General features: G+C 62.7%; 12 protein-coding genes. 8 read left to right on the top strand and 4 right to left on the bottom strand.

All coding sequences use genetic code 11. The features are described 5' to 3' along the window. Nucleotides 1-40: 40 nt before the first annotated feature. From secD to ybaL, 3 genes are all read right to left on the bottom strand, one after another. Complete coding sequence (gene secD / locus HJB84_RS12935) at nucleotides 41-2587, bottom strand: protein translocase subunit SecD (RefSeq protein WP_207582907.1); 2547 nt, start codon at nucleotides 2585-2587, stop codon at nucleotides 41-43. 84 nt (nucleotides 2588-2671) lie between these two features. Next, nucleotides 2672-3052, bottom strand: coding sequence for a hypothetical protein (locus HJB84_RS12930; RefSeq protein WP_207582908.1), 381 nt, complete (start codon nucleotides 3050-3052; stop codon nucleotides 2672-2674). A 52-nt stretch (nucleotides 3053-3104) separates the two neighbouring features. Next, nucleotides 3105-4922, bottom strand: coding sequence for a YbaL family putative K(+) efflux transporter (gene ybaL / locus HJB84_RS12925; protein WP_221116096.1), 1818 nt, complete (start codon nucleotides 4920-4922; stop codon nucleotides 3105-3107). Between the two features lie 79 nt (nucleotides 4923-5001). Here ybaL and HJB84_RS12920 point away from each other — a divergent pair, with 79 nt between their 5' ends. Next, nucleotides 5002-5256, top strand: coding sequence for a helix-turn-helix transcriptional regulator (locus tag HJB84_RS12920; protein ID WP_207582910.1), 255 nt, complete (start codon nucleotides 5002-5004; stop codon nucleotides 5254-5256). A gap of 24 nt (nucleotides 5257-5280) precedes the next feature. On the opposite strand, the gene HJB84_RS12915 is transcribed toward HJB84_RS12920, so the two are convergent. Next, a complete protein-coding gene (locus HJB84_RS12915) occupies nucleotides 5281-6702 on the bottom strand; it encodes a glycosyltransferase family 39 protein (protein WP_221116095.1) in 1422 nt (473 codons plus the stop codon). 625 nt (nucleotides 6703-7327) lie between these two features. Here HJB84_RS12915 and HJB84_RS12910 point away from each other — a divergent pair. The 7 genes from HJB84_RS12910 (at nucleotide 7328) to cheB (ending at nucleotide 14422) form a co-directional block, all read left to right on the top strand. Beyond that, nucleotides 7328-8956, top strand: a complete 1629-nt coding sequence (locus HJB84_RS12910; RefSeq protein ID WP_221116094.1) for a globin-coupled sensor protein — start codon at nucleotides 7328-7330, stop codon at nucleotides 8954-8956. Between the two features lie 63 nt (nucleotides 8957-9019). Then, nucleotides 9020-9316 (top strand): STAS domain-containing protein, encoded by a 297-nt coding sequence (locus tag HJB84_RS12905; protein ID WP_207582913.1) that lies wholly within the window; start codon nucleotides 9020-9022, stop codon nucleotides 9314-9316. Further along, complete coding sequence (cheY1, locus tag HJB84_RS12900) at nucleotides 9313-9678, top strand: chemotaxis response regulator CheY1 (protein WP_017958972.1); 366 nt, start codon at nucleotides 9313-9315, stop codon at nucleotides 9676-9678. The genes HJB84_RS12905 and cheY1 overlap by 4 nt, the downstream gene beginning before the upstream one ends. Before the next feature lie 17 nt (nucleotides 9679-9695). Continuing rightward, on the top strand, nucleotides 9696-12005 hold the full coding sequence (locus HJB84_RS12895; protein ID WP_207582914.1) for a chemotaxis protein CheA: 2310 nt from the start codon (nucleotides 9696-9698) through the stop codon (nucleotides 12003-12005). A gap of 4 nt (nucleotides 12006-12009) precedes the next feature. Continuing rightward, nucleotides 12010-12477 (top strand): chemotaxis protein CheW, encoded by a 468-nt coding sequence (locus HJB84_RS12890; RefSeq protein WP_207582915.1) that lies wholly within the window; start codon nucleotides 12010-12012, stop codon nucleotides 12475-12477. After that, nucleotides 12474-13382, top strand: a complete 909-nt coding sequence (cheR, locus tag HJB84_RS12885) for a protein-glutamate O-methyltransferase CheR (protein ID WP_207582916.1) — start codon at nucleotides 12474-12476, stop codon at nucleotides 13380-13382. The genes HJB84_RS12890 and cheR overlap by 4 nt, the downstream gene beginning before the upstream one ends. After that, entirely contained in the window at nucleotides 13379-14422 is a 1044-nt protein-coding gene (gene cheB / locus HJB84_RS12880; protein WP_164006523.1) for a protein-glutamate O-methylesterase CheB, read from the top strand. The genes cheR and cheB overlap by 4 nt, the downstream gene beginning before the upstream one ends. Nucleotide 14423: the final 1 nt, after the last annotated feature.

The following is a 14423-nucleotide window of genomic DNA, read 5'->3' as shown; positions in this document are numbered from 1 at the left end:
GCAACCGGCGCCCTCTTCAAGATGCGTTTACACGCGGATTTTAGCTCGCTGACTTGCGCGGGCGACCCTGTTCCGGCGGGATGATTTCGACTGCGCCGTCGGTTGCCGGTGCCTTCGCATGGCGGCGGCGCCAGTCGCCGAGGAAGAGCAGGATCGGTGCCGCGATGAAGATCGAAGAGGCGCCGGCCACGAGAATGCCGAAGACCATCGGGATCGCGAAGCTTGATACGGCGCTGCCGCCCCAGATCGCCATCGGCACCAGCGCGAGGAAGGCCGTCGCATTGGTGTAGAGGCTTCGCGCCAGGGTCTCGTTGATCGACTTGTCGATGATCTCGCGCAACGGCATCGACTTATAGAGCCGCATGTTTTCGCGCATGCGGTCGTAGACGACAACCTTGTCGTTCACTGAGTATCCGACGAGCGTCAGGATGGCGGCGATGGCTGTCAGGTTGAAGTCGAGGCCGGTGATCGCGAAGAAGCCGATCGCCTTGGTGACGTCGAGCACCAGCGTGACGATGGCGCCGACGGCAAACGGCCATTCGAACCGCACCCAGATGTAGATGAGCATCGCGAAGCTGGCGATCACCACCGACAGGATGCCGGCCCAGGCAAGCTCGCCGCTGACCTTCGGACCGATGACGTCTGTGCCTTCGACGGTGGCGCCCGGATCAATCTTGGCGACTTCGGCCTTCAGTTTGGTCACCGCTGCCGTCTGCGCCTCTTCGCCGCCTTCCTGCCGTTGGGCACGCACAAGAATGCTGTTTTTGTCGCCGAAGGACTGCAATGTGATTTCGCCGAGCCCGAGAGTGTTCAGGCCATCGCGAAATGTGCCGAGATCGGCCGGGCCGCTGGTCTTGACGGACATCTGGATGCCGCCGCGGAAATCGACGCCGTAGTTCAGACCCGGATGGATGAACAGCAGGACCGAAGCGATCGAAAGCAGCGCCGAAACGGTGACCCCGAAGAAGCGCGCCTTCATGAACTGAATGTGCTTGTCATAGGGGCTGAACGGGATCAGCGGCCGGATGTTCAGCACCTTGAGCTTGCTGCGGCGGGTGATCTCGATCATCGCGACGCGCACGAAGGCGACCGAGGTGAACATCGAGATGATCAGGCCGAGCGCCATGGTCACGGCGAAGCCGCGAACCGGCCCGGAGCCGAAATAAAACAGGATGGCCGCAGCGATCAGGGCCGTCATGTTGCCGTCGATGATGGTCGAATAGGCACGGCGGAAGCCGGTATCGATGGCGGCGAAGGCACTCTTGCCCTTGCGTGTTTCCTCTCGGATGCGCTCATTGATCAGAACGTTGGCGTCGACCGCAAGACCGATGCCGAGCACGACACCGGCAATGCCTGGCAGCGTCAGCGTCGCACCCACCAGCGTCAGGGCCGAGAAGGTCAGGATCGTGTGGATCAGGAGCGCGATATTCGCCAGAACGCCCCAAGTGCCATAGAGAACGAAGATGAACAGTGCGACGAGCGCAAAGCCGACGAGGCCGGAATAAATACCCATCTTGATGGCGTCGGCGCCGAGGTCGGCGCCGACGGTGCGTTCCTCGATGACCGTCAGCTTGGCGGGCAGGGCGCCGGCGCGCAGCATGGCGGCAAGCGTCGTTGCGCTGTCGGCCGAGAAGCTGCCAGAGATCTGGCCGGAACCGCCGGTGATCGGCTCGCGGATAACAGGCGCGCTTAGCACCTTGTCGTCGAGGACGATGGCGAACGGATTGCCGACGTTCTGACGGGTGATTTCGGCAAAGCGGGTGGCGCCGGCGCTGTCGAAGCGGAAGCTGACGACCGGCTCATGCGTGTTCGGATCGAAGCTGACGCGGGCGTCCGAAAGCCGGTCGCCGGAGATTTCGACGCGGTCGAGGACCGGATAGGACCTGCCTTCCTCGTCCTTCAGCATGGTCACGCCAGGTCCCGCCTCGTTGTTCGGCGCCAGCATGTGGAACGACATCTTGGCGGTGGAGCCGAGAAGCTCGCGCAGGCGCGACGGATCCTGGGCGCCCGGAAGCTGGACGAGCACGCGGTTGGCGCCGACGCGCTGGATGGTCGGCTCGGAGACGCCGACCTGGTCGACGCGCTGACGGATGACTTCAAGGCTCTGCTGGACGGCATTATCGACATTGGTCGAGATGCCGGCCGGCGAGAAGCCGATGGTGATCGTGGCGCCGTTCGCGGTGACATCAAGATCCGTCTGGCCGGCGCTGATGCCGGTGCTGATCGGATTGGCGAGCGTCTTGAGGTCGGTGACGGCGGCATCGCTCTGCGCGGCATCGGCGAGCGTCACGACGATCTGGTTCTGGCTGCGGACGACGGCCTTCGGCTGGATGCCCTTTTCGCGCAGCACGCGGCGTGCGTCCTGAAGCAGCGATTGCAGCCGCTCCTTGGTCAGGTCCGCTTCGTCGACTTCCAGAACGAGATGCGAGCCGCCGCGAAGGTCGAGGCCGAGTGACACCTGTTCATGCGGCAGCCATGCTGGCACGCGCTGAAGGACGGATTGCGGCAGGACGTTCGGCAGGGCGATCAATAGGCCGAGAAAGATGATCACGGTATAGGTGAACACCAGCCATGGTGAAGTACGCATGTTGTATTCCTTAGATAATCGGGGGGCCGGCGCTCGGGCGCTGGCGGCATGTCGTCAGATGTCGGAAGCGCCTCGGCGCAAACGTCAGGCAGCAGCCGGCGGTGCGCGCGGCTGATGGGTCCTGGAGACCACGGCATGAAGCAGAGCTTCGGATGCCGGAAAAGCGGCCGATATGTTCCATCCGGCGAAATCGACAACCGGGGCAGCGACAAGGGCGGGCGATCCGGCATCATGAGCTGCCTGCTTCGGCGCAAGCTTGCGCTCGGTGGCGAGCAACCCGCGCACGGCATCGCGCGCAGTTAGCTGCGGCGGTTGCGGATCACGGCCGGAGGAGGAAAGCGTATTGACGGCAGCGGCCGGCGAGATGACCAGATTGCCGCCGAAAAGCAGGCCGAGATAGGCAAGGATGGCTACGAGGAGAGAAGCGGCGACACGGTTGGTCAGACGGTGCTGGTCCAGCTCCATCTTCTCCGTCCCGGCGATGTCACTCCCGTATCGGCTCAAAAGCGCGCCAATCTCATTCTCTTTGCGGCGGAGCGTCATCCGCCGGGATAATTGTATCAGGCCCACGCTCGTCTTCATAGGGCACACTCTCATGATGCACTTGGGCGAGCCGGTCAACCATACCCAGCGCGATTTCACGCTCGCCCATGATGACGGTGTCGGCGCCATAGTGCTTCAATTCATCGACCTCGGCGTCGGAATGGGCGCGGGCGACGATGAGGATCGACGGATTGACGCTGCGCGCCTGCTCGGCGATGCGGCAGGCCTCGAAGGCGTTCGGGATGGCGATGGCAAGGCTGCGGGCGGCGGAAAGATTGGCGAGGTCGAGCGTTTCCCGCATCACCGCATTGCCCATCAGGGTTTCGATACCCTGAGCTTTCAGCTCGCCGATGCGCTTGTCGGAATCCTCGATGACGAGGAAAGGTGTGGCTGACGATTTGAGATTCTGCCCGACGATGCTGCCAACCCGCCCGTAGCCGACGAGAATGGCGTGGCCGCTGAGAGCGGTCGGGTACACCTCGTCGTCTTCGGGCAAAATCTCCTCCTGGGCGGCGATCGCATCTGCCGCGAGAGGGGCCGCCACCACCTCTTCCCGCTTTGCCCCGTCCAGCAGCGGCCGCACGCGGTCGCAGAGGAAGAACAGCAGCGGATTGAGGATGATCGAGATGATGGCGCCGGCAAGGATCAGATCGCGGCCTTCCTCCGGCAGCAGCCCGAGTTCGACGCCGAGGGCGGCGAGGATGAAGGAGAATTCGCCGATCTGGCCGAGGCTGGCCGAAATCGTCAGCGCCGTGCTAAGCGGCTTCTTGAAGGCGAGCACGATCAGCAGGGCGGCGACGGATTTGCCGATGACGATGATGAAGATGGTGGCGAGGATCGGCAGCGGCTTGTCGATCAGGATGTTCGGATCGAACAGCATGCCGACCGAGACGAAGAAGAGTACGGCAAAGGCGTCGCGCAGCGGCAGGCTTTCCTGTGCGGCGCGATGGCTGAGTTCGCTTTCTGCAAGCACCATGCCGGCAAAGAAGGCGCCGAGCGCCAGCGACACGCCGAAGAGCTTTGCCGCTCCGAAAGCGACGCCGAGCGCAATCGCCAGTACGCCGAGCCGGAACAGCTCGCGCGACCCGGTATGGGCGATGCGGTGCATCGTCCATGGAATGAGCTTGCGGCCGAAGGCCAGCATCAGCGCCACGAACAGCGCCACCTTCACCAGCGTCATGGCGATCATGCCGCCGATGCCGAGATCGAGGCCCAACAGGCGGTTCAGCCCGGCCGAGAGCGGCTCGACAGGCGCGTGACCCTCACCGACGATGCTGGCTGCGGCCGGGATAAGCACCAGCGCCAGCACCATGGCGAGATCCTCGACGATCAGCCAGCCGACGGCGATCCTGCCGCGCTCCGTTTCGACCAGGCGCCGCTCCTGCAGCGCTTTCAACAGCACCACGGTTGAAGCGACCGAAAGCGCCAGGCCAAAGACCAGGCTGCCGCCGGTCGGCCAGCCCATGAAGGCGCCGAGCCCCCAGCCGAGCAGCGTCGCGAAGGCGATCTGCGCGATCGCGCCTGGCACGGCGATGCCGCGCACCGACAGCAGGTCTTTCAGCGAAAAGTGCAGGCCGACGCCGAACATCAGCAGGATGACGCCGATCTCGGCAAGTTCCGGCGCCAGGCTCTGATCCGCCACATAACCCGGCGTGTGTGGTCCGACCAGCACGCCAGCTATGAGATAACCGACGAGCGGCGGCATCCGCAGCCGATGGGCAAGCGCGCCGAAGATGAAAGCCAGCACGAGGCCGCCGACGATTGTCGAAATCAATGGCGTATCGTGCGGCATCGCTGTCTCCCGATCTGGAAATCCCGTTCGTAATATGACATATATGGTTTATATCGACCAATATGGGTAAGTTGAAATTATGGGTCAAGGCGCAAGGGAAACAATTCTCACTCCCGCACTCTGCCGCGCGGCGCGCGGATTGCTCGATTGGACCCAGACCGATCTTGCCGACAGGGCCGCCGTCTCGCGCAGCACCATCCGCGATTATGAGGGTCGCCTCCACGACATCCACCGCGCGACGGAGGCGCAGCTGCGCCTCGCCTTCGAGGAAGGCGGCGTCAAATTCGTCGAGATCGATGGGGCGGGTACCGGCCTCTGCCTGTCCACGGCATAATTCCTCAAATCGGAATCGATCGACTCAGGGCGCCAGGCAGGTGGCGGAGACCCTGTAGACGGAGAGCGACTTACCCCTGTAATAGCCCTCCGTCGGCTGCCAGTTCTTCAGAACCTCGGGCGTCTCCGCGGCGCAGGTCAGGGACCCATCCGTGAGGAAAAGCACTTTGCCGGTGATGTCGGCAGGTAGAGCGAATTCCTGTTCGTAATAGCTCTCCGGAAAGCCGGCCGGCGCCCGCGCATAGATCCGGTAGGATGCATCGCGCAGCGTATAGAAAAGATCGGCGACCATGTCGCGATTGTCGGTGACGATGATGTCGGTGCCGGCCTGAGCTGCGAGTGCGGCGGCCTCGCGGCTGACCTCGGCGCGGCCGAGATAGCGCTTCATCAGTTCGTCGCCGTTCGGCAGCAGCAACTGCTGCGGAAAGATCGTCGCCAGCGGAAACAGCAGGCTGGCGATGCCGTTGATGGTGAGCGACAGTCTCAGGCCCCTCGGCCACATCCGATAAAGCAGCCAGACGGCAAGGATGGTCCCGGCGATATAGGCGGTCACCGCCCAGTTCGCATAGGCCTTGGCGACCGTTGCCTGTAGCGTGATCAGCACCACCACCGGCATCGACAGCCAGACCAGCATCTTTTCCCGATCGTCGCTCCTGCCCTTGATCATGCGATAGACTGCCCAGAGCATCGCAAAGAAGATGATCGGCCCGACGACGCCGAATTGGGCGGAGAAGAATTCAAACCCGCGACGGAGATTGATGCCGAGTTCGCTCCAGTGGGCGATGTCCTGCGTATGCCGCACCGTCGTATTATTGTGCTGCAGGTTCCACCAAAGGTTCGGCAAGGCAACCACCGTCGCGATCGCGACCGCAATGATGAAATCCCGGATGGCGATGCGCGCCGCCGGAATGAAGAGGAGAGCAAGCGCGCCGCCCGGAACGACGAACAGCACGGCGTATTTCGTCATGAAGGCGAGGCCGACGCCGAGGCCCATGACGAGCGCGAGCCCCACCGAGCGACGCTGCGTCAAGCCGAAATAGGCAAACAAGCTGATCGCGATGAAGAACAGCAGGATCACGTCGGTCGAGAAGAATACCGAGGAAAGTGCGACGCCCGGGAGGGTAATGTAGGTGGCGCCTGTCCACCCTTCGATCTCCGGGCCGACGAAACGCTTTGCAACTTTCATCAGAACCAGTGCCGCCGCCATGTGGATCAGTGGTCCGGAGAGCCTGATCCAGTAGATGGCGTTGGAGCCGGAAAGCTCGGTCATCGCCCGGATCACCCAAGCGATCATCGGCGGTTTGGAATAATAGCCGAGATCGAGATTCTGCGCCCAGAACCAGTACTGCGCCTCGTCGACGAACAGGTCCGTCTGATCGAAATGCAGCGTAACGACGCGCCAGAGCGTGAAGCCAAGAACGATGAGGAGACCAGATCTGGGGGACATAAGCGAGTGTTCCGCTGACATGAAAGGCGCCAGTGCGATACACCAAAGGTGCCGGACTGCCAACGGGGATGGATGGGTTTTAGAACACCCGAAGCGCGCGGATATCGCGGTTTGCGGCGAGAAAATCGAGGCGGGCGACGGCGGCGAGCAGCGTCATTGCAATCAAGCAGGAACCCAATCCGAGAACAATCATTGCTCTGTCCTTGTCGACGTCATGTCTTGGTTATCGACCGGCGTATATCACGGAGCTTGCGTGTGCCTTGTAGCAGCCGTGCAACTCCTCAGCAGTATTTGCTGTGAACGGCCTTGAATTGCTTCAAAAGCCGGTGCTGCCAAAGGCTTATTAACCTTCAAGCAAGGAATTAACCATAAACATTGGTTTACACGTCGGAATGGGAAGATTCACTCGTTCCCACCAGGCATGACGCCGTCCCGCCGTACCGGGTTGATCCGGTATCCATCTCTTCAGACAGCTCCGAAACATAGCTGATCAGGGGGCTTCGATCCGCCGGTTGTAACCGGTTGGTGAGGACCGTCTCCAGACCTGCGTTTCGACGGATGCTGCAAAAGTTTTTGGCCGGGCTTTCGCTCGGAATGTGGTCGGGGACAGGCGTTGAGGCAGGATATGCCATCAGATCAGGCTCGTGGAGCGCAAGCAGGCAGCTTGCGCGACCGCCTGCGCTTTGTCGGTCTCGATGCCGACCAGTGCGAGCTGGTGCGCCGCAATCGACCGGCCCTCGAAGCGCATTTGAAGGCAGGTCTCAGAGATCTCTTCCACAGGTTCCAGTCATTCCCCGACGCCGCGCGTAATTTCGAGAGCGAGCGCCAGGTCGAGCGCCTGCATGATCTGCAGTCCTCGCACTGGGATGTGCTGACCGATGCGCGGTTCGACAGTCTCTATGCCGAGCGCGTCAAGGTTCTCTCCGATACCGAAAGCAAGATCGGCCTCGATCCGCGCTGGCACGTGGCTGGCCATGGCGTCATGCTGGAGCATGTCGTTTCCGGTCTCGCCGAGCAGATCGCCGGCCGATCGTTGCTGCCGTCCGCCAAGCGTCGCACCCGCGAAATCTCCGATCTGATGACAGCGATCATCCGCATCGTCATGGTCGATGTGGAAATCGCCGTCTCGCTCCGCTTCAACGCGCAGCGCGCCGCTGAACAGCGCGCGCTTGCCGATCAGCGCGCCGATAACGAGGCCGAGATCGTCAGGATCTTCGGCGATGTCATCGAAGGCCTGTCGGCACGCGACTTGACGCGGCGCGCGCCCGTCGATGGAGCCCATGCCGCGATCGCCGCCGCGTTGAACGGCGCATTGGATGGCCTCCACGCCGAGTTCACCGCCATCACCGAGCGCACGCTCAAGGCCGAGGCGGCGACAGGCTCGCTTGCCGGCCTGTCCAGGCAGTTCGCCGGCACGGCTTCGGACCAGGCCGACCGGCTGCAGCTTTCTGCCGCTGCCCTTGCCGGTATCGCCGGCAGTGTCCGCGACGGTGCTGCCGACAGCCGCACTGCCGAACAGGCCGCCGCCTCGACGCGCGCCGCCGTCGAACAAAGCGGCGAGGTCGTCGGCCGCGCGATCAGCGCCATGGCCGATATCGAGCAGTCAGCCGAAAAGATCGGCCAGATCATCGGCGCGATCGACGAGATCGCCTTTCAGACCAATCTTCTGGCGCTGAACGCCGGCATCGAGGCCGCTCGCGCCGGCGATTCCGGCCGCGGTTTTGCCGTCGTCGCCCAGGAGGTCCGCGCGCTGGCCCAGCGCTCGGCCGAAGCCGCCCGCGAGATCAAGACGCTGGTGACGACGACCAAGGCCCAGGTCGACGCAGGCGTGCAGATGGTCGGCCGCACACAGGATTCGATCGGCAGCATCGTGCGTCAGGTCACCGACATCAATGCCGCCATCGCGGGCATCGCCACCCGAACCGGCGAACATGCCGCAAGCCTCGACATCGTGACTTCAGACATCAAGGGCCTGGGTAGCGAGGTGGCGGACAGCGCCGGCCTTGCGGAGCGCTCCGCCGAAGGCGCCGACCACCTTCATACCGTCATTCTCGAACTCGGTCAGACGATTCGCGAATTCCGCATCGCCCGGGAAAACGCCAATGCCGGACGCCCGGCGCCGGTTCGTGTGACGTCGCCGCGCGCCATCGAAGCCGCCGCCCGTCCGGCTGTGGCCGAAGACGAATACGAAAATGATGATTTTAGCCTTCCGCGGCCGTTCGCAAGCGTCGGAGGTGGGCGGAATGTTTACTAACCTATCGGATGATTGCCTCAGCTCGTCTTCTCGGGCCGGGGACAAGGGGACAAGGAAAAGCTGATGGCAGCAAAGAAGAGTGGCAAGACGCTGGATTTGACAGCGGTGCTCGACCTCAACGAGGCTTCCGCCTTGCGCGACAAACTTCTCTCCCTCAGGGGTAGCGGCCTGTCAATAGACGCTTCCGGCGTCGAACGGATCGGTGCTCTTTGTGCCCAGGTTCTGATGTCCGCCGAGAAGACCTGGGTGCAGGACAAGCAGCCATTCACCTTCTCCAAGGTGTCCGACGCATTTCAGAAAACCATGCAGCTGGCGGGCGTCAATATTGATCACCTGCTTGCCAAGGAGATTCGGCAATGAAGAAAAAAGTTCTTACCGTGGATGATTCCCGCACCATCCGAAACATGCTTCTCGTGACGCTGAACAATGCCGGCTTCGAGACGATTCAGGCGGAAGACGGCATCGAGGGTCTCGAGATTCTCGAAGAGTCCAATCCTGACGTCATCGTGACCGACATCAACATGCCGCGCCTCGATGGTTTCGGCTTCATCGAAGGTGTCCGCCGCAACGAAAAATATCGGGCGATCCCGATCCTGGTCCTGACCACCGAAAGCGACGCGGAAAAGAAGAACCGCGCCCGCCAGGCCGGTGCCACGGGCTGGATCGTCAAGCCTTTCGATCCGGCCAAACTGATCGATGCCATTGAGCGTGTAACCGCTTAAACCCAGGATTTGCACCGATGGATATGAACGAAATCAAAGAGATCTTTTTCCAGGAGTGCGAGGAACAGCTCGCCGAGCTGGAATCCGGTCTTCTGAAATTGAATGATGGCGATCGCGATCCGGAAACCGTCAATGCGGTGTTTCGTGCCGTGCATTCGATCAAGGGTGGCGCCGGCGCCTTCGGCCTTGATGATCTGGTCGCCTTCGCCCATGTTTTCGAGACCACTCTCGATTGCGTTCGATCCAACAAGCTCGAGCCGACCCAGGACGTCCTGAAGGTGATGCTGAAGTCGGCCGACGTGCTCGCCGACCTGACGAATGCTGCGCGTGACGGCGGCAGCGTCGATGAAAGCCGCAGCCGAAGCCTGGTCAAGGAGCTCGAGGCGCTGGCCAACGGTGAGTTGCCATCTCCCTCGGCATTGGCCGAGGCGCCGGCCCCGAAGGGCGCAGCAAAGCCCGTGGCCAAGGCCGTTCCGGCCGCTGCGGCGCCGACAGTCAAGCCCACCGACGACAGCGGCTTCCAGCCGGTCCCCTTTTCCTTCGACGATTTTGGCGGCGAGGGCGGTGCGGACTCCGGCATGCCGGCCTATGAAGTCATCTTCAAGCCGCGCTACGAACTCTATTCCAAGGGCAATGATGCAACGTTGCTGCTGCGCGACCTCTCGCGCCTCGGCGAAATGACCATCTATTGCAATACCGACGACCTGCCGGGCCTGGAGGAACTCGATCCGGAAGGCGCTTATTTCTTCTGGAACGTCACGATCAAGACGGACAAGGGCGAGGACGCCATTCGTACCGTCTTCGAATTTGCCGAGTGGGATTGCGAACTGACGGTGAAGCCGGTCGAGGAAGCAAGGGCCGACGCGACCAGCAACGACGAACTGCCGATGGTGCCGGTCCCCTTCGATCTGTCGATCCTGGATGAGAGCGGCGCAACGGAAGAAGTTTCCGCCGCCAACGCAAGGGCCGAGGAGACGGCCGCCGCCGTTGCCGCCGCCGAGACCGCCTCCAACGTCACGCAGATGGCTTCAGCCGCCGCCCGTGTCGAGAAGAAGGAATCGGCCGCCGCCGCAGCAGCCGCTGCAAGTGCTGCCGCCCAGAACAACGCCGCCGCCGGCGCCGGCCAGACGATCCGCGTCGATCTCGACCGTGTCGACCGCCTCATCAACCTCGTCGGCGAACTGGTCATCAACCAGGCGATGCTGTCGCAGAGCGTCATCGAGAACGACACGACCGGTACCTCCTCGATCAACATGGGTCTCGAGGAGTTGCAGCAGCTCACCCGCGAGATCCAGGACTCGGTCATGGCGATTCGCGCCCAGCCGGTGAAGCCGGTGTTCCAGCGCATGTCGCGTATCGTCCGCGAAATCGCCGACATGACCGGCAAATCGATCCGCCTCATCACCGAAGGTGAAAATACCGAAGTCGACAAGACGGTCATCGACAAGCTGGCCGAGCCGCTGACCCACATGATCCGCAATGCCGTCGACCACGGCATCGAAACGCCTGAAAAGCGTGCAGCCGCCGGCAAGAACACCGAAGGCACGGTCCGCCTGACCGCCAAGCATCGTTCAGGACGCATCCTGATCGAGCTTGCCGATGACGGCGCCGGCATCAACCGCGAGAAGGTCCGCCAGAAGGCGATCGACAACGACCTCATCCCGGCCGATTCCAACCTGTCGGACGAAGAAATCGACAACCTGATCTTCCTGCCGGGCTTCTCGACGGCCGACAAGATCTCGGACATCTCCGGCCGTGGCGTCGGCATGGACGTCGTCAAGCGTTCGATCCAGGCGCTCGGCGGCCGTATCAACATCACCTCCAAGCCGGGCCACGGCTCGGTCTTCACCATGAGCCTGCCGCTGACGCTCGCCGTCCTCGACGGCATGGTGGTCACCGTCGCCGGCCAGACCTTGGTGGTGCCGCTGACTGCGATCGTCGAAACCCTGCAGCCGGAAGCGGCCGCGATCCACTCCTTCGGTGCAAACCACCGGCTGATCTCGATCCGCAACAGCTTCTGCCCACTGGTCGATGTCGGTCGCATCCTGAACTTCCGCGCCACCCAGGCCAACCCGGTCGAGGGCGTGGCGCTTCTGGTGGAATCCGAAGGCGGCGGCCAGCGCGCCCTGATGGTCGACGCCATCCAGGGTCAGCGCCAGGTGGTCATCAAGAGCCTGGAAGCGAACTATACCCATGTGCCGGGCATTGCCGCCGCGACCATTCTCGGTGACGGGCGCGTCGCTCTCATCCTCGATGTCGACGCGGTCGTCGGCGCCTCGCGCGGCCAGTCGCTCAAAGCGGAAATGTCGTTAGCAGCGGTAGGGTAAGGCAATGTCGTACGCCGTAAAAAATCTGAACGAGGGGGATCGCGAGCTGATCGCGTTCCGCATCGGGGATCAGGAATTTTGCGTGAACATCATGTCGGTTCGTGAGATCCGGGGCTGGACCCCGGCGACCGCGATGCCGCACTCGCCTGCCTATATGCTCGGTGTCATCAACCTGCGCGGCGCGGTGCTGCCGATCATCGACCTTGCTGCCCGGCTTGGCATGAAGCCGGCCGATCCGACTGCCCGTCATGTCATCATCGTCGCCCAGGTCCGGCGCAAGGTCGTCGGCCTGCTGGTCGATGCCGTCTCCGATATCCTGACGGTGACCGACGAGACCGTCCAGCCGACGCCCGAGATCTCCTCCGAGCTCGAGCGTCAATTTGCCCGCGGCATTCTTGCCATCGACAAGCGCATGATCTGCCTGATCGAACTCGAATCCCTCTTTCCCGAGACCGAAAGCGAAGCCGCATGAACGCAATGGGCGCAAAAGATCAGAGGCAGGGATCCGACGAGGTGCTGGCGAGCGGTGAATATCCGCTGACACGCCGCGACCTCACGGAGATTGCCGCGATGATCTATTCGGATGCCGGCATCTTCCTCAACGAGACGAAGGCGTCGCTCGTCTATTCGCGCCTGTCGAAACATATCCGTAATCTCGGTCTGTCCGGCTTCCGGGAATATTGCGACCTCGTCGCTTCGCCGGCGGGAGCTGCGCCGCGCCGCGAGATGCTCTCGCATCTGACGACCAATTTTACCCGCTTCTTCCGCGAAAACCATCATTTCGACCACCTGCGCGACCATGTCCTGCCGGAACTTCTGCAAAGGGCGAGATCGGGCGGCAGGGTGCGCATCTGGTCGGCCGCTTCCTCCGACGGGCAGGAACCCTATTCGATCGCGCTCACGGTGCTCTCGCTGATGCCGAATGTCGCCGATTACGACTTCAAGATCCTGGCAACCGACATCGACCCGAAGATCCTGGCGATCGCCCGGGCCGGCGCCTATGACGAAAGCGCGCTCGAAACCGTTTCGCCCGCCATGCGCAAGCAATGGTTCAGCGAAGTCGAGATCCAGGGCCGCAGGAAGTTCCAGGTCGACGACCGGGTCAAGCGGCTGATCACCTACAACGAGCTGAACCTGATGGCGCAATGGCCGTTCAAGGGCAAGTTCGACGTCATCTTCTGCCGCAACGTCGTCATCTATTTCGACGAGCCGACGCAGATGAAGATCTGGCAGCGTTTCGCCGGCCTGCTGCCGGAGGGCGGGCATCTCTATATCGGCCATTCCGAGCGTGTGTCGGGCGAGGCAAAACACGTCTTCGACAATATCGGCATCACGACCTATCGCTATACGGCCAAAGGTCTCGGGAGGAAGGCATGAGCGCGCCGGCAAGGGTTCTCGTTGTTGACGACTCCCCGACGATGCGGGGTCTGATCACCGCCGTCTTGAGTTCGGACCCCGAGGTCAACGTCATCGGCCAGGCCGGCGACGCGCTGGAAGCGCGCGAGGCGATCAAGCGGCTGAACCCCGACGTGGTGACGCTCGACATCGAGATGCCGAACATGAACGGTCTCGATTTCCTCGAAAAGATCATGACGCTGCGTCCGATGCCTGTCATCATGGTCTCGACAATGACCCACCGCGGCGCCGAGGCGACGCTTGCGGCACTTGAGATCGGTGCGTTCGACTGCGTCGGCAAGCCGGGGCCGGGCGAACTCCGGCCCTTCGGCGACCTCGCCGAGAAGGTCAAGGCTGCCGCGCGCACGCAGCGCCAGTTCTCCCATCCGGTTGCCCCCGCAGCACCCCCGCCCTCCGTCGCCGATTTCCGCGTCGGCCGCAAGATCGTCGCGATCGGCTCGTCGACCGGCGGCGTCGAGGCGCTGATCGCCGTGCTGCAGAAGTTTCCGGCCAATTGCCCGCCGACGGTCATCACCCAGCATATGCCGCCGACCTTTACCAAGAGCTTCGCCGAACGCCTGAACCGCCTCTGTGCGCCGGTGGTGCAGGAAGCAACCGACGGTGCCCGGCTCGAAATCGGCAAGATCTATCTGGCGCCCGGCGGCGAGCGCCATCTCCAGGTCAGCAGTGCCTCGGCGCCGTGCTGCCGTCTCGTTGACCGCGCGCCGGTCAACGGTCACCGGCCATCGGTCGACGTGCTGTTCGATTCGGTTGCGGAGTTGGCGGGCCGCAACGCCGTCGGCGTGATTTTGACCGGAATGGGCCGCGATGGTGCCGCCGGATTGTTGAAAATGCGTCACGCCGGCGCCAGAACACTTGGCCAGAACGAAAAAACCTGTGTCGTTTACGGAATGCCAAGGGTTGCCCATGAACTTGGCGCCGTTGAGCAGCAGTTGCCCCTGTCTGCCATCGGGGAAGAAATATTGAAAATGACAGCCGCCCGAAAGGAAGGGACCGAATAAA

Origin of the sequence: Rhizobium sp. NZLR1b, assembly GCF_019685155.1 — a bacterium.
Taxonomy (GTDB): Bacteria; Pseudomonadota; Alphaproteobacteria; order Rhizobiales; family Rhizobiaceae; genus Rhizobium.
Note: the sequence above shows the minus strand (reverse complement) of the source record. Positions and strands in the feature narration are given on the sequence as shown.

Bases quoted from the DNA above. Each gene is read 5' to 3' on its own strand.
- HJB84_RS12905 (WP_207582913.1), top strand. From the start codon at position 9,020: ATGGCAGCAAAGAAGAGTGGCAAGACGCTGGATTTGACAGCGGTGCTC.
- cheB (WP_164006523.1), top strand. From the start codon at position 13,379: ATGAGCGCGCCGGCAAGGGTTCTCGTTGTTGACGACTCCCCGACGATG.
- HJB84_RS12895 (WP_207582914.1), top strand. From the start codon at position 9,696: ATGGATATGAACGAAATCAAAGAGATCTTTTTCCAGGAGTGCGAGGAA.
- ybaL (WP_221116096.1), bottom strand. From the start codon at position 4,922: ATGCCGCACGATACGCCATTGATTTCGACAATCGTCGGCGGCCTCGTG.
- cheR (WP_207582916.1), top strand. From the start codon at position 12,474: ATGAACGCAATGGGCGCAAAAGATCAGAGGCAGGGATCCGACGAGGTG.
- HJB84_RS12930 (WP_207582908.1), bottom strand. From the start codon at position 3,052: ATGGAGCTGGACCAGCACCGTCTGACCAACCGTGTCGCCGCTTCTCTC.
- HJB84_RS12915 (WP_221116095.1), bottom strand. From the start codon at position 6,702: ATGTCCCCCAGATCTGGTCTCCTCATCGTTCTTGGCTTCACGCTCTGG.
- HJB84_RS12920 (WP_207582910.1), top strand. From the start codon at position 5,002: ATGGGTCAAGGCGCAAGGGAAACAATTCTCACTCCCGCACTCTGCCGC.
- cheY1 (WP_017958972.1), top strand. From the start codon at position 9,313: ATGAAGAAAAAAGTTCTTACCGTGGATGATTCCCGCACCATCCGAAAC.
- secD (WP_207582907.1), bottom strand. From the start codon at position 2,587: ATGCGTACTTCACCATGGCTGGTGTTCACCTATACCGTGATCATCTTT.
- HJB84_RS12890 (WP_207582915.1), top strand. From the start codon at position 12,010: ATGTCGTACGCCGTAAAAAATCTGAACGAGGGGGATCGCGAGCTGATC.
- HJB84_RS12910 (WP_221116094.1), top strand. From the start codon at position 7,328: ATGCCATCAGATCAGGCTCGTGGAGCGCAAGCAGGCAGCTTGCGCGAC.